At 47.8% G+C, this 19,329-nt stretch carries 20 protein-coding genes; 8 read left to right on the top strand and 12 right to left on the bottom strand.

Features of this window, described 5'->3' with window-relative positions; all coding sequences use genetic code 11:
• Positions 1-87: 87 nt before the first annotated feature.
• Complete coding sequence (locus tag K6T22_RS01510; RefSeq protein WP_023466792.1) at positions 88-273, top strand: 2-hydroxymuconate tautomerase; 186 nt, start codon at positions 88-90, stop codon at positions 271-273.
• A gap of 72 nt (positions 274-345) precedes the next feature.
• Complete coding sequence (locus K6T22_RS01505; protein ID WP_238238531.1) at positions 346-990, top strand: NAD(P)-dependent oxidoreductase; 645 nt, start codon at positions 346-348, stop codon at positions 988-990.
• A gap of 54 nt (positions 991-1,044) precedes the next feature.
• Here K6T22_RS01505 and K6T22_RS01500 read toward each other — a convergent pair whose 3' ends face one another.
• The 3 genes from K6T22_RS01500 to K6T22_RS01490 all read right to left on the bottom strand — a co-directional run bounded on the left by K6T22_RS01500 (position 1,045) and on the right by K6T22_RS01490 (position 4,507).
• The gene (locus tag K6T22_RS01500; protein WP_238238530.1) at positions 1,045-2,223 is read right to left on the bottom strand and encodes a NupC/NupG family nucleoside CNT transporter; all 1,179 of its coding nucleotides are present in this window, start codon (positions 2,221-2,223) and stop codon (positions 1,045-1,047) included.
• A 122-nt stretch (positions 2,224-2,345) separates the two neighbouring features.
• Complete coding sequence (locus K6T22_RS01495; RefSeq protein ID WP_238238529.1) at positions 2,346-3,203, bottom strand: phosphotransferase family protein; 858 nt, start codon at positions 3,201-3,203, stop codon at positions 2,346-2,348.
• The gene (locus K6T22_RS01490) at positions 3,200-4,507 is read right to left on the bottom strand and encodes an HD domain-containing protein (RefSeq protein WP_238238528.1); all 1,308 of its coding nucleotides are present in this window, start codon (positions 4,505-4,507) and stop codon (positions 3,200-3,202) included. Before K6T22_RS01490 ends, K6T22_RS01495 begins: the two co-directional genes overlap by 4 nt.
• Before the next feature lie 145 nt (positions 4,508-4,652).
• Here K6T22_RS01490 and K6T22_RS01485 point away from each other — a divergent pair, with 145 nt between their 5' ends.
• Together K6T22_RS01485 and K6T22_RS01480 are read left to right on the top strand one after the other, a co-directional pair.
• Positions 4,653-5,474 (top strand): octanoyl-[GcvH]:protein N-octanoyltransferase, encoded by an 822-nt coding sequence (locus K6T22_RS01485; protein ID WP_238238527.1) that lies wholly within the window; start codon positions 4,653-4,655, stop codon positions 5,472-5,474.
• 16 nt (positions 5,475-5,490) lie between these two features.
• A complete protein-coding gene (locus K6T22_RS01480; protein WP_238238526.1) occupies positions 5,491-6,339 on the top strand; it encodes a DegV family protein in 849 nt (282 codons plus the stop codon).
• Between the two features lie 67 nt (positions 6,340-6,406).
• Here K6T22_RS01480 and K6T22_RS01475 read toward each other — a convergent pair whose 3' ends face one another.
• The 9 genes from K6T22_RS01475 to K6T22_RS01435 form a co-directional block, all read right to left on the bottom strand.
• Complete coding sequence (locus tag K6T22_RS01475; RefSeq protein WP_238238525.1) at positions 6,407-6,625, bottom strand: hypothetical protein; 219 nt, start codon at positions 6,623-6,625, stop codon at positions 6,407-6,409.
• A complete protein-coding gene (locus K6T22_RS01470; protein WP_238238524.1) occupies positions 6,618-7,028 on the bottom strand; it encodes a hypothetical protein in 411 nt (136 codons plus the stop codon). The genes K6T22_RS01475 and K6T22_RS01470 overlap by 8 nt, the downstream gene beginning before the upstream one ends.
• Position 7,029: 1 nt before the next feature.
• Positions 7,030-8,550 carry a flotillin lipid rafts scaffold protein FloT gene (locus K6T22_RS01465; RefSeq protein ID WP_029343201.1) on the bottom strand — a complete coding sequence of 507 codons (1,521 nt, stop codon included), beginning with the start codon at positions 8,548-8,550 and terminating at the stop codon, positions 7,030-7,032.
• A complete protein-coding gene (locus K6T22_RS01460) occupies positions 8,547-9,068 on the bottom strand; it encodes an NfeD family membrane protein (protein ID WP_238238523.1) in 522 nt (173 codons plus the stop codon). The genes K6T22_RS01465 and K6T22_RS01460 overlap by 4 nt, the downstream gene beginning before the upstream one ends.
• Entirely contained in the window at positions 9,058-9,285 is a 228-nt protein-coding gene (locus tag K6T22_RS01455) for a hypothetical protein (RefSeq protein WP_214729663.1), read from the bottom strand. The genes K6T22_RS01460 and K6T22_RS01455 overlap by 11 nt, the downstream gene beginning before the upstream one ends.
• Before the next feature lie 151 nt (positions 9,286-9,436).
• Positions 9,437-10,639 (bottom strand): Bcr/CflA family multidrug efflux MFS transporter, encoded by a 1,203-nt coding sequence (locus tag K6T22_RS01450; RefSeq protein WP_238238522.1) that lies wholly within the window; start codon positions 10,637-10,639, stop codon positions 9,437-9,439.
• Entirely contained in the window at positions 10,636-11,769 is a 1,134-nt protein-coding gene (locus K6T22_RS01445) for a YfbR-like 5'-deoxynucleotidase (protein ID WP_238238520.1), read from the bottom strand. The genes K6T22_RS01450 and K6T22_RS01445 overlap by 4 nt, the downstream gene beginning before the upstream one ends.
• 52 nt (positions 11,770-11,821) lie before the next feature.
• Positions 11,822-12,586, bottom strand: coding sequence for a TerC family protein (locus K6T22_RS01440; RefSeq protein WP_053452435.1), 765 nt, complete (start codon positions 12,584-12,586; stop codon positions 11,822-11,824).
• Positions 12,587-12,750: 164 nt separating this feature from the next.
• A complete protein-coding gene (locus K6T22_RS01435) occupies positions 12,751-13,608 on the bottom strand; it encodes a TerC family protein (protein WP_238238519.1) in 858 nt (285 codons plus the stop codon).
• Between the two features lie 327 nt (positions 13,609-13,935).
• On the opposite strand from K6T22_RS01435, the gene folE2 reads away from it, so the two are divergent.
• From folE2 to K6T22_RS01415, 4 genes are all read left to right on the top strand, one after another.
• On the top strand, positions 13,936-14,841 hold the full coding sequence (gene folE2, locus K6T22_RS01430; RefSeq protein ID WP_023466774.1) for a GTP cyclohydrolase FolE2: 906 nt from the start codon (positions 13,936-13,938) through the stop codon (positions 14,839-14,841).
• 107 nt (positions 14,842-14,948) lie between these two features.
• A complete protein-coding gene (locus K6T22_RS01425) occupies positions 14,949-16,715 on the top strand; it encodes a LytS/YhcK type 5TM receptor domain-containing protein (protein WP_238238518.1) in 1,767 nt (588 codons plus the stop codon).
• Entirely contained in the window at positions 16,696-17,391 is a 696-nt protein-coding gene (locus K6T22_RS01420) for a LytR/AlgR family response regulator transcription factor (RefSeq protein ID WP_238238517.1), read from the top strand. Before K6T22_RS01425 ends, K6T22_RS01420 begins: the two co-directional genes overlap by 20 nt.
• 139 nt (positions 17,392-17,530) lie before the next feature.
• Positions 17,531-19,324 (top strand): carbon starvation CstA family protein, encoded by a 1,794-nt coding sequence (locus K6T22_RS01415; protein WP_238238516.1) that lies wholly within the window; start codon positions 17,531-17,533, stop codon positions 19,322-19,324.
• Positions 19,325-19,329 lie beyond the last annotated feature (5 nt).

Here is a 19,329-nt window from a genome sequence, read left to right as displayed (position 1 = left end):
GAAAACGATGTTCGAATTGACGAATCCCCTATCGAATGCGCTATACTGATGGCGTATCGTCATCACGCTAGAGGGGGAAATGAAGTCATGCCATATGTTACGGTTAAAATGTTATCGGGTCGTACAGTCGAACAAAAACGTGCTTTGATTGAAAAAGTCACGGAAGCGGTGTCGGAAACGACGAATGCACCAAAAGAAAACATCACGGTCTTCATCGAAGAGATGGAAAAAACGGATTATGGTCAAGCTGGCGTCATGTTTGCTGATAAATAAACAACAAGAGACGTCCGGTCGCTACCGCACGTCTCTTTTTCCCATCTACTTGATTTATAAGGAGGAAAACTCATGACTACTGTTACTGTACTCGGTGCGACTGGTCGAACAGGTCGTCCTTTAATCGATCGTTTACTTGAAAACGGCTATGATGTTCGCGCACTCGTCCGCTCTACGTCTCCGGACTTACCGGTTCATGACCGACTTCACATCCTAACAGGAGATGCAACGAGTCCCGAAGACCTCGAACAGGCACTCGCAGGAAGTACGGCTGTCTTTAGTTGTCTCGGAACCGATCAACAGCAAGTGCTCTCGACAGCGATTCCGCATCTCGTCACGAAGATGAAGGAATCAGGCATCGAGCGGATCATCTTCATTGGTACAGCGGGTATTCTCGATGCGTCAGAAGAACCTGGGAAATATCGTTTCCAATCGAGTGAATCACGTCGACGTTCGACAGTTGCAGCAGAAGATCACTTGAAAGCTTATTTGACCTTAAAGGATGCAGACGTCGACTTCACTGTCATCTGCCCGACGCAACTGACTGAAGACAACGCACTACCTGCTGACGACCTATTGATTGAAACGACACGTTTCACTGCACCGACGGGACCAATCCCAAGAGAAAACGTCGCCCAGTTTGCCTTTGACGTCTTTCGTGACGGAACTCATCATCGGGTCCGCGTTGGGATTGCTTCGCATGGATCAACGAAATGATAGACAAAAAGAGCAATGGATCGCTGATCCATTGCTCTTTCACATGTGTAACGATTACAGCAAGATGCTGACGACGATTGCCGTCAGGACACTAACGAGTGTTGCGCCGTAGAGTAACTTCAGACCGAAACTAGCCGCGACACTTCCTTGGCGATCGTTCAATCCTTTAACCGCACCAGCGATGATTCCGATTGACGAGAAGTTCGCGAACGAGATCAAGAAGACAGATACGATTCCGAGAGTACGCTCTGAGAACTCTTTCGAGTACTCTGGAAGGCTCAACATCGCAACAAACTCGTTCGTGATCAATTTCGTTGCCATGACACTACCTGCGCTGACAGCTTCCGCCCATGGAATACCCATGATGAAGGCAAACGGCGCAAAGATGTATCCGAGAATTTCTTGGAATGAGATACCTAGAACCATCAAGAAGATATCGTTGACCATACCGATCAAGGCATTGTAACCGATCAACATCGCACCAACGATGATTGCGACTTTGAATCCATCCATGATGTATTCGCCGAGCATTTCGAAGAACGTTTGTTTTTCTTCGACAATTTCAAGAATATCTTCTTCCGGATCAACCGTGTACGGGTTGATGATCGAGACGATCATGAAACCACCGAACAAGTTCAAGACGATTGCTGTAACGACATATTTCGGTTCTACCATCGTCATGTACGCACCGACGATCGACATCGAAACGGTCGACATCGCTGATGCACACAATGTGTAGAGACGGTTTGCTGGTAATTGACCAATTTGTTTTTTGACTGTGATGAATACTTCTGATTGTCCGATCGCAGCTGAAGCAACCGCGTTATAAGACTCAAGACGTCCCATACCATTGACTTTCGATAGAACAAAACCGATACCGCGCATCAAGAGCGGAAGGATTTTCGTGAACTGAAGAATCCCGATCAAAGCAGAGATGAAGACGATCGGTAGCAAGACATTGATGAAGAACGGTTGTGCACCTTCGTTTGCTAAACCACCGAAGACAAAATCAATCCCGATTGCCGCATAACTAAGCAGTTTTTCAAAGACTTTCGCGACGCCACGAATGACGATATATCCGAACGATGTATTGAGTAAAATGAACCCAAGTACGAGCTGAAGAACTAGCATGACCGCAAGCGGTTTCAATTTGATGCCTTTACGGTTGCTGCTGACAAGGAGTGCCAAGCCGAAAACGATAGCCAGTCCGAGTAGTGCGATAAGATATTTCATGAAGTACCCCTCTATCTATTAGTTGTTTATCAGTTGTACATTCGTACGATGTCTGACGTTTAATCTCTTTCCAAGTAATAGAATAATCAATATTTCGAAGAACTACAAGAGGAAAAGTTCATTTAGTAACCGCTTTCGTTATTTTCATAGACTTTCAAGACAAACTTTTCCAAGCGTTCCCGAACATTGTCCTGACTAAGGTTTTGCCTTCCATATGCTTTCCACCCTGAATAGACGTCAATTGTTTCAGGTCCAAAATCAAAAACAGCTCGAATATCCCACGCGTGATCGTATAAGCGGTTCGTCTGTTTCAGGTAACTTTTTAAAAAATGATCCGCCATCTCGACGGATTCGAGTAAGGCAAGATTCAAACGACAATGGGCAAGATCGACTTCAATGGGACCTACACACGCATTAATCCAATCAATCGTATGGCACGTTCCATTCATTTCGTATAACACATTGACCGGATGAAAATCCCGATGAATGAATCGGATCGTTTGACTTTCGTCCGGTTCGACCGCCAGTAGCTGACGCCATCTCTCCGGATGCTGCGTCCACGTCGGAACGTGACGCTCTGTCGCATAAGGCTGATAGACATACCTAGATTCTGGTACCGGTAGCGCATGGATCGCAGCAAGCATTTGTGCCAGTCGATCGACATATTGCTCATCCACCTGATCAATCCGAATTTCTCCAGGTGAACGTGTCATATATAACCACGGCGGGACTTCGTCTCTAACATCGGTTTGATAGTCCAACACATTTGGTGCTAAGTCTCCTGCTGCTTGTAACGCAAATGCTTCATGCAAGACGAGATCAGGTTCTTCCCGTAGCCAATCTTGATTCGTATGGATGCGAAGAATCCCCTCACCGACTCGCAAAATGAGGGAGGAAGTCGCGCCTTTTAAGACTTCGACCTCTCCTCCCTCCTGACCAAGTTTTCGTAAGATTTTTGCAAGTACAGCGGATGACATCATGACGTCACGCTACCAATCAATAACTGGTCGATTTGCATCTTCTCATTCGCATGTTCGCGCAAGTCGTGCAAAATCTCTTGTGGGAAGAACAACTTCTCATCGGTCTGGCGTGACGTGGCGATTGCTTGAACGAGTGGCGAAACTTGCGAAATTTCTTTCATCTGCCCATCCTTCATCTGTAACATGATCGGTTGTTTGCTGATTTCACCGTTATCTCCGTATAAATCATAAGGAAGACGACTGAGTTTATCTTCAAGTAAATAATACGCCGGATTCAGACCAATCGCTTCAAACAGCTCGCATAATTTTTCATGGACGAGTTCACGTTTTTCAGCCGGATAATCGACATACTTAAACAACTTCCGGTCAACGAATCGCCCAGACAAATCAGAAAGAATTGGATCTTGTTCATTTGCCCACTGCTGAAAATAAAAGTAGACGATTGTCTCATCGAGCCCAAGGAAATCGCGCAACTCCATGTTCTGATCAAATAACGGCATCAAATGGATCGGTGCAATCGCAAACGGATAATCGGACAGGTACAGCTCCTGCGCTCGTTCGAGAATCGCTTTTAATAGGTAATCACTTGATCGTGTCACCGGGTGCAGGTAGACTTGCCAATACATTTGATACCGACGCATGATATAGTCTTCAATCGAATGCATTCCCGACTGTTTGACGACCATCTGATTCGGTGCCGGGCGCAACACACGTAACATCCGCTCGAGATCGAATTTCCCGTAGCTGACACCGGCAAAATGCGCATCGCGCAACAAGTAGTCCATCCGGTCGACGTCGAGTTGGGAGCTGATCATCGTGACGAGCAGTTGATTCGGATGCGTTTTATTAATGATTGAGGCGACTTCTTCTGCAAACCCGTCTCCGACTTGATCGAGCACTTTCTTGATTTCCGTATCTCCAAGGATGATTCGCTCCGTCCACGTCTCGTGATTGACACCAAAGACATTTTCGAACGCATGCGAAAACGGTCCGTGTCCGACATCGTGCAGTAGTGCTGCAGCGAGCGTCAACTCCCGGTATTGATCATCCCAGTCGGCGCGACCGTTAAAGACGTCAATCAGTTGCCGCGTGATTTCATAGACACCAAGTGAGTGATGGAACCGTGTGTGTTCCGCCCCATGAAACGTCAAAAAAGATGTTCCCAGTTGCTTGATTCGGCGCAGTCGCTGAAATTCACGTGTACCAATCAATTGCCAAATCAACTGATCACTGACATAGATATAGCGATGAACCGGATCTTTGAAGACCTTCGTTTCCTTTAATTGCCCTAATGATTGATACATATGTTTCTCTCCTTTAAATCGTGTCTATGTCGTTGTTGTTCGGTTTTGTTTCCAAGGATTCCTGTCTCGCGCGGCGCTTCGCACAGAAACTTTACACACCCTGTGCTATAATGATGTCGCAAATCTACAATAAAGGAACGAGCCTATGGGAATCGAACTCTTAAAACAAGAACATTATCGTATTTTTGATCAAACGTCACTCGGAACTGCTTTCCATGCGACACAATCATTTGCGATGGACGACACATTATGTGCTTCCGTTGCAACAGAAGGAGCCGCACTCCGCTCTTGGATTCACCACGAAACCGTCGTCCTCGGCATCCAGGATGCCCGTCTTCCTCATCTTGCTGACGGTGTAGCCGTTTTGAACGAACATGGTTTCTCGCCCGTCGTCCGCAACTCAGGTGGTCTTGCTGTCGTCCTTGACGCTGGTGTCTTGAATATTTCGCTCGTCTTACCGGAACGCGGTGGGATCGATATCGACAGTGGTTACGAAGCGATGCTTGCACTCGTTCGTCACATGTTCGCGCAGGAAACAGATGCAATCGTCGCCGGTGAAGTCGTCGGTTCATACTGTCCTGGTTCTTACGACCTGTCGATCGCCGGTAAAAAGTTCGCTGGTATCTCGCAACGCCGTGTCCGCGGTGGCGTTGCTGTTCAAATCTACCTCTGTGTTAACGGAAGTGGAAGTCAACGTGCCGCTTTAGTCCGTGACTTTTACGCGGCAGCGCTTCAAGGTGAGACGACGAAATTCGTCTATCCAACTATTGTTCCAGAAACGATGGCTTCGCTTGAAGAATTACTCGGTACCTCATTGACGGTCGAGGACTGCTTACGTCGTGCGTATGAAGCGTTACTTGCGCTCGGCGCTGATTTGACACCAGCGACTTTGACGGAACTCGAGAACGAGCGGTTCGGTGTCAATTTGAGTCGAATGCTTGATCGAAACGAAAAAGCCCTAGGTTAAGAAAGGAGAGAACGTGATGATCCGATTGATCACAGACAGTGGTGCTGATGCACCAAAAGACATGTTAGATGCTTATGATTTTACGGTCATGCCGTTCGGCGTATTGATCGACGAAGACACGTTCTTCGATGGAGAATCGATATCTCCGAAACAACTGTATGATAAGATGCGTGACGGTGCAGCACCGAAGACATTTCAAGTAGAAGTCAGCCGGATGGTCGAGGTGTTCACGCGTCACTTCGAACAAGGTGATCCTTTCCTCTATCTCGCCTTCTCGAGCGAATTATCTGGAACGTACCAAACCGCGAAGATGCTCGTAGATGAACTCGCGGAAAAATATCCGAACGTGCCTTATCTCGTACTCGATACGAAAACAGCTTCAACGGGACAAGGACTATTCGTTCTCGATGTCGCAGAGTATGCACAGACGCATTCGTTTGAAGAAACAGCGGCTTATGCTGAAGCGAAGGTCAACACGGTTCGTCATCTTTTCACGGTAGAATCACTGGAATACTTGATGCGTGGCGGGCGTGTTTCTCGTGCCAGTGCCTTCATCGGTGGTCTCCTATCGATTTTGCCACTGTTGACAGTCGAAGACGGGAAATTGATCCCAAAAGAAAAAATCCGAGGTCAGAAAAAGGTCATGAACCGGATCGTCGAGTGGATGGAGGAAGCGCGTCCAGCGATTGATGGACACCGGATCATGATTGGTCACGGGGATTCGATCGAACGAGCAGAACAGTTAAAACAATTGATTGAGGCACATTTCTCACCAAGCGAAGTCATCTTGACGATCGCCGGTGCAGCCATTGGTTCACACACTGGACCAGGACTTGTCGTCATTGGATACGATCTTCCACGTTAATGGCATTCATTCTTACTTTATTTAAAACGGGACGGACTCTGTTTAGAGCCTGCCCCGTTTTTTGTGATTATGAGTTATATCCGAAGAACAGTAGTGAGACACTTAAGACGAGCGAAAAGACGATGAACACGCTCGCCATCCCTCCCATTCCAAAGACTAACATCTTCGGCAAATCACGTCGTTTCTTAAGAAGGGCAGTCAATAACCCAACGTTGATCAAGAACACGACGAGGAACGGCAGCAACAGAATCCAGCGCTCTTGCAGTAGTAATACGATACTATCCATCTTTCTGCTCCCTTCTTTCCGGTACCGAGAACGGTCGGAAAAGATTCAGACATAGGAAACGGAATAAGAAGTAAGCGAACAGAAGCGTCGATATTACTTCAAATCCAACGTATCCGACGTCACGCCATCCTATTCCTGTTGTCACACCGGCATACCAATACGGGAAATCAACTGTCAACAGGCTACACATCAGAGCAAGAACGGCTTCCTGACGTGTCTGTCGATCCTGTAGCGAATAGGACACTTTTTTCACATTAAATATATTGACGATTCCTTCATCCGTTGTGTATCCCTTGATGATGCCAATGACGCCACCTAGTACTGCCAGTGCATACCACGGAAGCGGCCAAGCGATATGAAAAAGAAGGAGCGCAAACGCGATCAATAAGACACGACTTTGCATATTAGTCTTCAGTTTTCGACGCTGCCACTGCATCATGTGAATTTAGATTGACCGTCAATGGTTTTGCTGTTCCTTTACCGGAGAAGTTCTCGATCAGCTCTTTGACATCGAGTCCTGACGACGCTTTTAACGTCTCTTGCAGTGACGCCATCAAATCCGTTGCGTAACCTGTGACCCGGTTCGCGCCACCACCTTCACCGCTACCTGTATCGACGACTGTGATCTTATCGATGTTACCGAGTGGTGCTGCAATCTCTTTCGCGTATTCAGGCATCATCCGAATGACCATATCAAGGATCGCGGCTTGTCCGAATTGTTCGAACGCCTGCGCGATTTTTTCTTTCGCTTCTGCTTCAGCAAGACCTTTCAAGCGAATGATATCGGCTTCTGTTTCCCCTTGTGCCCGTTCGGCGTCCGCTTTCGCGAGACCATCGAGACGAATTCGTTCTGCATCTGCTTTTGCTGATGCTTCAATCCGGTATTTCGTTGCGTCTGCTTCCGCATATTGCTTCGCACGGTCCGCTTGAGCTGCCTGTTCAATCGAGTAACGATCCGCATCGGCACGTTTTTTGACTTCCGCATCGTATTGTTTCTCACGACGCAGAATTTCGCGTTCTTCGAGTTCGATTTGTTTTTGACGCTCGATGATTTTGATTTGCATCTGTTGCTCTGTGACTTCTTGTTGCGCACGTGCATTCTCGAGATCATACGCTTGGTCGGCTTTCGCCTTCGCGATATCTTGCTCGCGACGGTAATCTGCCATCTTCAACTGATTTTCTTTTTCCGCTTCAGCGATTTCCGTTGCACGTTCGAGTTCTGCTTTTTTCGCATCCTTTGAAGCTTCTGCTCGTTTGATGCGTGTCTCTTTTTCCGCGTCTGCCGTTGCGATATCGGCATCACGGCGAACCTGAGCAATCCGTGGTTTCCCGAGTGATTCTAAGTATCCGTTCTTGTCACGCACATCTTTGATCGTAAACGACACGATGACGAGACCCATCTTCGCAAGGTCTTGTGACGCGACTCGCTGAACTTCTTGCGAGAACTTATCTCGGTTCTTATAGATTTCTTCGACGGTCATCGAGCCAAGAATCGAACGCAAGTGACCTTCGAGAACCTCACGGGCTTCTCCTTCGCGCTCTTCTTTTGATTTTCCGAGGAACTGCTCCGCTGCCGTCGCAATTTCAGAAATCGAGCTACCGATTTTAATGATTGCTGTTCCGTCTGCCATGACCGGTACACCTTGCTCCGTATACACTTCTGGTGTCGTGACTTCGAGTTTACTCGATAACAAACTCAGTGGTGTTGCCTGTTGGAAGACAGGCAGTACGAACGTTCCGCCTCCGCGAATGATCTTCACTCGGTTGCCGGACTCATCCGTATTCACGTTGCGCCCTCCGAGATAACTCCCGGATACGATTAATGCTTCTTCCGGACCAACCGTCCGATACTTCGTAATGAATAGGACAATCAAAGCAACGATCAACGCGACCGCGACGATCGATACGATTAACACTGGATTCATAAAAACATCTCCTTTTTCCATTGATGGGGATACGTCACAACAGAGGCGACGCCTTGTTTAATCTCGATGACGAGCACCTTCGTGCCTTGCGGTAAAGCTGGTCCTTCAAATAGAACGGCTGACTTTGATACGCGCCCTGACACATCATCGAGTAAGATCTCGCCATACCCTTCAGTCGGGATCGGCACGATGACGGTTGCGCTACGTCCTTCTAGCGTCTGTTCTGAAAAACCAAGCGACTGTTCCGCTTGTGCCATTGGAACGAACAAAAAGATATGCATTAGCGTCGTCACTAATAACGCGATGACACTGCTGATTATCAAAATCAAAATCGAACCAAGCGGACTGAGCTGTTCGAGTCCGAAGCCGATTGCGGATGTAATGATGATGAAAGATAAGATCAACGTGGGATGAAAGATTTGATCGACGCCTGGAATGACGTCTGAGAATAGGATGGACACAAACACACCACAAGCAGCAGCCGCTAACGCATATAAATAAAGTGTACTAACGTCCATCTTTGTTCACCTCGATGTAAGGATGTGAGCCATACAGCTCGTGGTAAGCCCTTTGATAAGCAGTCCGGTTTTCCTCAAACAATAAACGAGCCAATTCTTTGTCTCGTTGATCGATTGCCTCTTCTTGACGGCGTAAGTATTTTTTCTGTGCGGCAAAATGACGGGCTAACCTTGCCTCAATCGACGGTTCTCGTTCACGCTGCAACTCCTGTTTCATCGCTCCACTCCTTTCTGAAGTACTGACTTTCTTTCTCTTTTACGAAAAAAACCTAGAAAATGTTTCAAAATGAATTCCATTTATTTTCCTTTCATTAAAGAAAAAAACGTTCGTCCCATACATAGGACAAACGTTTTTGAATAACCAACATTTATAAACGATTTGGTCGACGAACGATCAGACCGTAATAGAGAACGAGCGCCAGACAATCGAGTGTCATGATGATCAGCCCCATCGGAATAGCCGATTGCTCCCCCATGATCCCAACGAGTGGCGAGACAAGTGAGCCGATGAGCATCGGTAACAGTCCGAGAAGTGCCGAGGCACTCCCAGCCGTTGATCCATAGTTTTGCATCGCTAAAGTGAAACCGAGCGTTGAGATCAAACCGACACTTGAGACGACGAAGAACAGTGGAATCATGACGAAGATTAGTTGATCCGTTAACGTTAAGGCAAGGAATAACAAGATGCTTGCACTTGCCACAATCGTCAAACTGATCCGCATCAGCCGTTCTGAATCAACACGACCAGCAAGACGACCAGCGATTTGGGCCGCTAAGATGATTCCGATTCCGTTTAAGCCAAACAAAAAACTGAACTGTTGCGGTGAAGCACCATAAATATTTTGTAAGACGAATGGTGAACCGGAGATATAGGCAAACATTGCGCCCATGACGAATGCTTGCGCGAACGCATAGCCGATGAAAATACGGTCCGTCAACAAACGTCCGAAGGTTTTCAACGTCGTCGTCAAATTGCCTTCGACACGTCTCTCAAGTGGGAGTGTTTCTGGTAAACGCATTGCAACGGCAAGTAACATCAATGTGCTTAAAATCGCGAGCAAATAAAAGACGAAATGCCAGTCGCCAAACCGAAGGATTTGTCCACCAATGACCGGTGCGAGAATCGGTGCCGTTCCGTTGACGAGTGACAGTGCCGCAAAGAACCGCGTTAACTCCGGTCCTTCAAACAAGTCGCGGACGATTGCCCGGGAAATGACGATGCCAGACGCTCCAGCTGCGCCTTGGACAAAGCGAAGCGCAATCAACACTTCAATCGTCGGTGCCATGGCACAAGCGAGAGAAGCGAGCAGATATGCAAGCAGAGCAATCATTAACGGACGTTTGCGTCCGCGAACATCACTGAGCGGTCCAACAATCAACTGCCCGAGTGCCATCCCAAGCATACATGCCGTTAAGCTCAGTTGGATCAGTGACGCACTCGCATCAAACGAGCGTGACATGTCCGGAAAAGCAGGTAGATACATGTCGATCGAGAGCGGTCCAAGTGCAGCGAGTGAACCGAGAATCAGGATCAACGTCAGGCGGCGTGGAGTCATCGTTTCTTTCTTCATGACGTCACGTAATCCAAATCATGCAGGACATAGGCAAGGAAAAAGACGACCGATGGGTTTTCGTATGTCATTTGCACCTTTTTGAGTTGCGCGCGATAACCGGTCTCATACTCGACACCATTTAGTTTCCGTTCCATGTTCATCTTGATCAACGCATCGAGTTTATCAATCACGTCCACCATTTGTCCTTCATACGTCTCATCTTTTGCTTCGACGACGAACCGACGAAACGCCGCTCGGATGTCTTCCGGTAAATTATTGATTAACGTCTCTCCCTCTGCCCGTTCGTATGCTTCAAAAGCAGCTGCCGTGATCGGGGTCGCATGTTTGACCGGTCCGAGGACATCGCCTGTCGTTCCTTCGACCAAATCATGACACAGTAGACGAGAGACGACTTCTTCGATATCAATCGTGACGCCGTACTTTTCCGATTCAATCAGACCATTGAAGATACCAAGCGATGCTGCCCGAAACGCATGTGTCGCGTCGTTATCATCAATCGTATTGAAACGCCCTTTCCAGCGCCGAATCGTGTCCATCATCAAGACGTTTTCAATGAAATGAGACATCTCGTCTTCTTCCATGACGGACTGCGTCAAGCGACGGACAGAAACGAGTGGGTGTTGTTCGAGAACTGCCTGCAGTTCAGCTGCCTTCCGTTCAAAAAAGATTGAGGCTGTCATTCGTGCTTCCCGTCGTGCATACAACATCGCATCGAAGGTATCGATGGCTTCGACGATTCGCCCTTCTGGCGAATCATCTTCCGCATAAACGAGGTAGGTCGTAAACGCTGGTTGTAGCGATTTCGAGAGCAAGGCGACGAGCTGTTCACTCGCTTGTTGTTCCATTGCCTGAATATGCGCGTGTAACGTCGGCTCTTTTTTCGTCCGGTGTTTGATTGGTCCCGTGATGACTTCGTTCATATCATGGAACAATGCTTTTCCGAGCAACGTCAAACGATCGACCGGAGCCTGACCGTCAGCTTCTTCTAAATAGCTTGCCATCAAGCTAAATAAAGCGACGCGAAAACTGTGACTGGCTGCATTATCCGGAAAACGTGGTGCGTATTCATCCCACCGTGGAACATTTTGCATCCGTGTTAACATCCGAATGAAATTACCGTTTTGCATAAAATCTCTCCTAACGAAAAACGGGCAGAGTGTTCCTGCCCGCTAGTTCTAGTTATTGTGCTGATTTAGTCGAACTGTTCCCACTGCGGAACCAACCAATGATTAAAATCAAGGCAAGTACGACCCAGAAGATCGTTTGCCATAGTGTACTCTCTGGAAACTCATGCGGCAAGACGTCGATTGACGGATGGGCAAGTGTCATGACAACGAGTTTTACGCCAACCCAAGCGACAAGCCAAAACGCTGCTTCTTCGATACCTGGTCGTTTTTGTAGCAAGACGACGAACCAGCTTGCGAAGTAACGCATGATGACGAGTCCAATGATTCCACTGAAGAAGACGACCCAGAATTGTCCTGTATTCAGACCACCAATCGTTCCCCCGATCATCGGTAGTGTCGTTGCCATCGCAACAGCTGCAAGCGTCGAGTCAACCGCGAACGCTAAATCGGAGAACTCGACTTTAACGACCGTCCACCAAAAGTTCGGTGAGGCTTTTTGTGATGCAATCGTGTCTGGCACTTGATGTTTATTCGATCGTGCCTCGACGATTCCTTTAAATGCGACATAAAAGAGATAAATCGCCCCAAGTGCTTGTAGTTCCCAAATCGTCGCTAGGTACGAGGCAAAGAAGATTGCTACGAAACGTAAGACGAGTGCCCCGACGAGACCGTAGAAGAGTGCTTTTTTGCGCTGATCGTCTGGTAACGGTCGGACTAGGACCGCCATGACCATCGCATTGTCGGCGGATAATAATCCTTGCAAAATGATCAGTACGAGCCCGACGGTCGCATACTGTGTAATTAATCCAATATCCATACTAACGAATCCCCTTTTTTGTTCAGTCTATTCATTATATGCCGGTCGATCGGAAAGAAAAAGATGAAAGCTCGACTCAAGTACTTAACCTTGTGTTTTATTCCCAATGTTCAATAAAATCTAACACAAAAAAACGACCCGTCATCGACGGATCGTTCCATTTCTTATAAGTTTTGATCAACTTTCTTTTCAGCATCTGGATTTGGTTTCGTTTTTGGTGAAGAGAACCAACCCCAAAGTGCAAGACCGACCATGACTGTCCAGAAGAATGCCTGCCATGGTGTACTGTGGGCAAATCCTTCAGGAAGTTTTAAGGCTTCAAAGATTGTTCCTTCGATTGATGCGTGGTATTTCGGGTGCTCGAGCGCAAGAACGGCTAGCTTCACACCGACCCAAGCGACGATTGCAAAGGCTGCTGTCTCAAGACCTGGGCGATCCGCAAGCAACTTAACGAAGACACGTGCCGCGAAACGCATCAAGACGACCCCCATCAAACCACCTGTTAAGATGACGATGAAGTGACCTGTGTTCAAACCACCGATTTCGCCTGATCCCCAGTTTGGAAGGGCAACGGCAAGTGCTACTGCTGCAAGAATCGAATCGACAGCAAACGCTAAGTCTGCGAATTCAATCTTCGCGACTGTCCGCCAGAATTCCCCTTTTGAAACAGGCTCTTCTGACTTTGGTTCTTCATCTAGCTCATTTTCAGCCCCGTGATTCTCACCGAGCTTTCTGGCTTTAACGGTCTTATAAATATGCCGTAGTCCCATGATGAGCAGGTACGCTGCTCCAAGTGCTTGGATCTGCCAAATGTCGACGAGGAACGAAATCGCGAACAATGCCGCGAATCGTAAGACGAACGCCCCAGCTAATCCATAAAAAAGTGCTTTCTTCTGTTGTTCTCCTGGTAAGTGCTTGACCATGACCGCGAGTACAAGTGCATTATCCGCTGAAAGTAATCCTTCAAGCGCGATCAAGACGAGTACGACCCAGGCATACTGTATTAGTAACTGCCAATCCATCTCTGTCATCCCTTTCTTTAACTACCTGTAAAATAAAAAACTTAGTTACTGACTATGACAAAAAAACAATGATTACACGTTCACCTGAACATATACTATAGGATAATATACCCGATTGCAAGTAAGTTATTCATACAGTTATAGAATGTGTCATTTTTGAGTCGTGCGAGTTTCGTTTATTTGATGTTCGTGATAAAATTCAAGACAATACTTCTAGCGATGAAACGATGAAACACATTTGCGGAATCATCAGACTTGCTCGTCTCTAGCATTCCTGTCATGTTATTACTATTGAAACACTACAAAAGGACAAAGGGGCCAATGAATATGTCTACCTACCCGATTACGTTACCAACGAAAGAAGAGCGCCATAAGCTGTTCGGTTCGGTACCACCGATTAAAGGAACAAAACCGACTGAAAAAGATAAGATGGTCGACTTGCAAAATACACCGAAGAACTTCCTGTTCGCACTAGATGCTGTCGGAATCTCAAACGTCAAACATCCTGTCGTCATCCAAGACGGAGACAAAACACAAGCGACAGTCGCGACGTTTGAACTGTCGACATCACTCGTACAAGACCGTAAAGGGATCAATATGAGCCGCTTAACGGAACAACTCGATCAATACCACAACGAAGGTTGGACGGTCACAAATGAATCACTCATTCAATTCGCGCGTGATTTAGCGGACCGCATGGAACAAACGGAAGGTCAATTGACAATCCGCTACCCATGGTTCTTCACGCGTAAAGCACCCGCAACGGGACTCAGTGGTTTGATGAATGCTGAAGTGTGGCAAACAGTCAGCGTTAACACAGAGACAGATGAAGCAACATTGTCTGTCGGCTTGACGATCAACGTGACGACACTTTGCCCATGTTCGAAAGAAATCAGTGAATACAGTGCTCACAACCAACGTGGTTACGTCACGATGGAAGCATCGTTACGTGATGAAGCAGAAGACTTTGACTGGAAACAATCATTGCTTGATGCTGCGGAATCAAATGCCTCAGCGCCACTTCACCCAGTACTCAAACGTCCGGATGAAAAGCGTGTGACAGAAATGGCATACGAAAACCCACGTTTCGTAGAAGATATGGTTCGCTTGATTGCTGCTGACTTGTACGAAATGGATCCAATCGCTTCGTTCTACGTTGAATGCCGTAACGAAGAAACGATTCACCAACACGATGCGATCGCACGCATCACGTTCGATAAAGACGCACAATAAGTAAGTTTGCCGTACCCCTCTTCATTGAGCGGGTATGGCTTTTTTGTGTACCGGCATTGCTCTCCGTTTTGCGAGCGTTTACACTTAACTCGAATGGAGGAATGCATATGTTGGAACTGATTCCTTTTTTACTCGAACGACTCGGTATCATGATCATCTTAGCGTTCATCCTCGCACAGTGGGGACCGACACGTCGGCTACTGCGTCAACCGGAAGCGGGCTGGCAATTTCGTGTCCTCGTCCTATTTTTTGCGACCTATGGTATTTTAAGTAACTATACAGGGGTCAAAGTCGACTTAGCCGAATTCTTGCCCCATGCTTGGCTCGAAGAAGTCGATGGGACATCAGCGATTGCGAACACACGAACGATGATCGTCGTCATCAGTGGGTTACTCGCTGGTCCGCTCGGTGGATTGATGACTGGACTGATCGTCGGAATTCACCGCTATTCCCTCGGCGGATTCACAGCGTTCGCTTGTGCGCTTTCTACCGTCATCGCCGGTGGTATCAGCGGATTACTTCGCTCTTACTGGCGTGATCGACTCGGTAGCCAAGCTTTATTGCCCGTTTGTTTGACTGCTTTTTTGATGCTGTTTGAAATGTCACTGATTTTACTATTCGCCCGCCCCTTTGATGCGGCTGTCGAACTTGTTCAATTCATCTTTTTACCGATGACACTGATCAACGTTCTTGGTGTCTGGTTGTTTTTATCAATCATCCGTCTCGCCGCCCGAGAAGAAGAAACGGTTCGCGCACGGGAAGCCGAACGGTCGTTGCATATCGCCGATTTGACGCTGCCGCATCTGACGCGCGGTTTACATATCCACACGGCAGAGGCCGTTGCGGAAATTCTGTTGCGGCAAACGCGAGCCGAAGCCGTCTCACTGACGGATCGTTCCGTCATCCTGGCCCATATCGGGATCGGGAGCGACCACCATCAAGCTGGGAGTCACTGGACGACAAAACCGACGGAACACGTCTTGCAGGACGGACAAGTCCGACTCGTCACGGAACGACTTGATATCGGTTGCCCTGTACATGATTGTCCACTCCAAGCAGGAATCATTGCTCCACTGATTGTCGGGAAAACGACGATTGGGACGTTGAAAGTCTATTATCCTCATGCTGAATTGCTCGACGCCGTCGAAGTCGAACTCATTGAAGGGTTAGCGAAATTGTTCTCGACACAACTAGCACTCGGGAATGCACAGCGTCAAGCTGGCTTACTGAAGGATGCCGAGATCCGCGCACTTGAAGCGCAGATTCATCCACACTTTCTGTTTAATGCTATCAATACGATTTATGCGCTTTGCCGGACGGATGTCGAACAGGCACGCACGTTATTGCTCGAATTATCGACTTTCTTCCGCAGTAACTTACAAGGTGCACGTTCGACGAAAATTCCGCTCCAAAAGGAACTCGAGCACATTGAAGCGTATACTTCTCTTGAAGCAGCTCGCTTTCCGAACCGTCCGTTTCTCGATATCGATTTAGCAGACGAGACGACGGCTTTACTCGTTCCACCGTTCATCTTACAGCCGTTGATCGAAAATGCGTTCCTTCATGCCTTTTCTTCTGAACAGACGGGTTATGTCGGAGTGACGGCATGGTGTGAAGCAGATCACCTTTGCCTCGAAGTCGTCGATAACGGACGCGGAATCGACGCCTCTCGTCTTGCTCGGCTCGGTCGAGAAGTCGTTCCGTCCGCAGGTACTGGTACCGCACTATTTAATACAGCCGAACGGATTCGCAGTCTATATGGTGAAAAAGGACAGTTTACGATCACGAGTGACGGTCAAAATGGGACGACGATCGCGATTCGTCTCCCGATCGAAGTCAGAAAGGAGGTCCAGCATGCGCACCCTGTTGATTGAAGATGAACCTCTCGCACGTGATGAGCTCCGTTATCATGTGACCGCAGCCGGTCTTGAAGTCGTCGGGGAAACTGGCAGTGTCGAGGAGGCGGAACGACTCGTTCGCTCTCTTCAACCCGATTTAGTTTTTCTCGATATCGAACTAACGGATGGAAGCGGTCTTGAAGTCGCTAAACGCTTGAAGTCGATGCCGCGTCCACCAGCTCTCCTGTTTGTGACGGCATACGATGCTCATGCGCTTGAGGCTTTCGAACTCAACGCCTACGATTACATCTTAAAACCATACGATCCGGCACGAATTGTTCGTGCGATTGAAAAAGTCGCGCGTCCGATGCCAAAAAAAGCACCCCGAATCGAACGACTAGCCGTCGAAACCGGTGAGCGACTCAAATTATTGTCCCCGCAAGATATTGATTACATCGTCGCTGAGAACGGAAAGACGAAAATCGTCACGGAACATGACGCCTATCCTTCGAACGAGACCTTACTCGAACTCGAACGCAAGCTTCAAGATCATCGATTTTTACGGGTTCATCGCTCTTATCTCGTCAACTTATCAGCGATTGATGCGATCGAACCTTGGTTCAACGGTGCCTACAACTTAAAGATTCATCAGATCGACGTTCCGGTCAGTCGGACGTATGTCAAACTATTGAAAGAAGCGCTTGGTATTTGAGCGCTTCTTTTTTGTGGTTCAGGTGCCGTTTTCAACCTTTCACCGGACAAAAACGACACCTCATCTAAAAATCAAAGAAAGCGCTTCCATAACTTGTATACTAAATCCATCATAGTTCATTCAAGAGGAGGAATTTTAGATGAGCGCTACTCCCATCGTTATTGCTGTCATCTGTATCTTATTAATTGCATATCGTCTCTATGGTACGTTCATGGCCGCGAAAGTCTTAAAAATCAAAGATGATCGTGAAACACCTGCTCACAAACTAGCGGACGGAAAAGATTACGTCCCAACGAACAAATGGGTCTCATTCGGACACCACTTTGCGGCAATCGCTGCTGCCGGTCCACTCGTCGGACCTGTCCTTGCTGCTCAGTTCGGTTATCTCCCTGGCTTACTGTGGCTCTTGATCGGTGCCGTCATCGGTGGAGCGGTCCATGATATGGTCGTTCTGTTTGCCTCAATGCGCCAAGATGGTCAGTCGCTGTCTGAAGTCGCTAAAAAAGAGCTGGGACCAGTCGCTGGTTTTTGTGCCGGTCTTGCGATGCTCTTCATCATCACGATCACAATGGCTGGTCTATCGATGGTCGTCTTGCACGCACTTGAACATAACCCTTGGGGCACATTCGCCGTTTTCTCGACGATTCCGATTGCGATGTTCGTTGGGATTTACTTACGTAAAGGTGGTAATCTAGCCCTTGCTTCAACAGTTGGTTTTTTACTCATCTTAGCTGCGATTGGTTTTGGTCCTCAGTTGACGGAAACATTCATCGGTGACTGGTTCGACCTCTCGTCTCGCCAGCTCGCGATCGCTTTACCGATTTATGCATTCTTCGCTGCTGCATTGCCAGTTTGGCTCTTACTCGCACCGCGCGATTATTTATCTAGCTTCATGAAGATCGGTGTTTTCCTTGCCTTGATCGTCGGTGTCTTCATCATCAATCCGGATATTCGTTTTCCAGCGTTTACGAAGTTCGTTGATGGTGGCGGTCCAATTATTGCTGGTCCAGTCTGGCCGTTCATCTCGATCACGATTGCCTGTGGTGCGATTTCTGGTTTCCACGCTTTCGTAGGTTCTGGTACGACACCGAAGATGATCAATCGTTGGAGTGACATCAAACCGGTTGCTTTTGGTGCCATGCTTGTCGAGTGTCTCGTTGCCGTCATGGCATTGATCGCTGCGACATCGCTTGAAGTCGGTGATTACTTCGCCATCAACTCAACACCAGAAGTATTCGCGACGCTTGGTATGAGCACGGTCTACTTGGATGATTTATCTCGTGAAATCGGACTCGACCTTGCCGGTCGAACAGGTGGTGCCGTCTCACTCGCGGTCGGTATGACGTTCATCTTCCGCGCCATCCCGTGGTTTAAAGAGATTGCCGGTTTCTTCTTCCAATTCGTCATTCTGTTCGAAGCGGTCTTCATTCTAACTGCAATCGATGCAGGAACACGTGTCGCCCGTTACTTGATTCAAGATTTCTTCGGCGAGTTCTACAAACCATTGAAGCGTATCGACTGGATTCCAGGTGCCATCTTCGCTTCAGCACTCGGGACGTTCTTCTGGGGCTATCTCTTGTTCTCGGGCGACATCGGTTCAATTTGGGCCCTGTTCGGTGTCTCGAATCAGCTGATGGCTTCGATCGGCTTAATCATCGGTACGACGATCATCTTGAAAATCGCCGATAAAAAAGTCTATGCACTGACGACGTTCATCCCGCTCGTCTACCTCTTGGTTACGGTAACGTTCGCTGACATCTGGATGGTGGCAAACGTTTATGCGAATCCAGATTCTCCAGGGTTCAGTATCTTAAACACTGTCTTGTCTGTAACAATGGGACTCCTTGCAATCGTCATCACGATCTCAGCCGTTAAGAAATGGATTGAACTATTGAACTCACCACGTTGGGAAAATCAAAAACGGTCTGCGTAAGCGGA

The sequence above is a fragment of the Exiguobacterium acetylicum genome (genome assembly GCF_022170825.1).
Classification (GTDB): domain Bacteria; phylum Bacillota; class Bacilli; order Exiguobacteriales; family Exiguobacteriaceae; genus Exiguobacterium_A; species Exiguobacterium_A acetylicum_B.
Note: the sequence above shows the minus strand (reverse complement) of the source record. Positions and strands in the feature narration are given on the sequence as shown.

Bases quoted from the DNA above. Each gene is read 5' to 3' on its own strand.
- K6T22_RS01425 (WP_238238518.1), top strand. From the start codon at position 14,949: ATGTTGGAACTGATTCCTTTTTTACTCGAACGACTCGGTATCATGATC.
- K6T22_RS01420 (WP_238238517.1), top strand. From the start codon at position 16,696: ATGCGCACCCTGTTGATTGAAGATGAACCTCTCGCACGTGATGAGCTC.
- K6T22_RS01455 (WP_214729663.1), bottom strand. From the start codon at position 9,285: ATGAAACAGGAGTTGCAGCGTGAACGAGAACCGTCGATTGAGGCAAGG.
- K6T22_RS01470 (WP_238238524.1), bottom strand. From the start codon at position 7,028: ATGCAAAGTCGTGTCTTATTGATCGCGTTTGCGCTCCTTCTTTTTCAT.
- K6T22_RS01505 (WP_238238531.1), top strand. From the start codon at position 346: ATGACTACTGTTACTGTACTCGGTGCGACTGGTCGAACAGGTCGTCCT.
- K6T22_RS01480 (WP_238238526.1), top strand. From the start codon at position 5,491: ATGATCCGATTGATCACAGACAGTGGTGCTGATGCACCAAAAGACATG.
- K6T22_RS01435 (WP_238238519.1), bottom strand. From the start codon at position 13,608: ATGGATTGGCAGTTACTAATACAGTATGCCTGGGTCGTACTCGTCTTG.
- K6T22_RS01445 (WP_238238520.1), bottom strand. From the start codon at position 11,769: ATGCAAAACGGTAATTTCATTCGGATGTTAACACGGATGCAAAATGTT.
- K6T22_RS01450 (WP_238238522.1), bottom strand. From the start codon at position 10,639: ATGAAGAAAGAAACGATGACTCCACGCCGCCTGACGTTGATCCTGATT.
- K6T22_RS01490 (WP_238238528.1), bottom strand. From the start codon at position 4,507: ATGTATCAATCATTAGGGCAATTAAAGGAAACGAAGGTCTTCAAAGAT.
- K6T22_RS01475 (WP_238238525.1), bottom strand. From the start codon at position 6,625: ATGGATAGTATCGTATTACTACTGCAAGAGCGCTGGATTCTGTTGCTG.
- K6T22_RS01485 (WP_238238527.1), top strand. From the start codon at position 4,653: ATGGGAATCGAACTCTTAAAACAAGAACATTATCGTATTTTTGATCAA.
- K6T22_RS01510 (WP_023466792.1), top strand. From the start codon at position 88: ATGCCATATGTTACGGTTAAAATGTTATCGGGTCGTACAGTCGAACAA.
- K6T22_RS01440 (WP_053452435.1), bottom strand. From the start codon at position 12,586: ATGGATATTGGATTAATTACACAGTATGCGACCGTCGGGCTCGTACTG.
- K6T22_RS01460 (WP_238238523.1), bottom strand. From the start codon at position 9,068: ATGGACGTTAGTACACTTTATTTATATGCGTTAGCGGCTGCTGCTTGT.
- K6T22_RS01465 (WP_029343201.1), bottom strand. From the start codon at position 8,550: ATGAATCCAGTGTTAATCGTATCGATCGTCGCGGTCGCGTTGATCGTT.
- K6T22_RS01495 (WP_238238529.1), bottom strand. From the start codon at position 3,203: ATGATGTCATCCGCTGTACTTGCAAAAATCTTACGAAAACTTGGTCAG.
- folE2 (WP_023466774.1), top strand. From the start codon at position 13,936: ATGTCTACCTACCCGATTACGTTACCAACGAAAGAAGAGCGCCATAAG.
- K6T22_RS01500 (WP_238238530.1), bottom strand. From the start codon at position 2,223: ATGAAATATCTTATCGCACTACTCGGACTGGCTATCGTTTTCGGCTTG.
- K6T22_RS01415 (WP_238238516.1), top strand. From the start codon at position 17,531: ATGAGCGCTACTCCCATCGTTATTGCTGTCATCTGTATCTTATTAATT.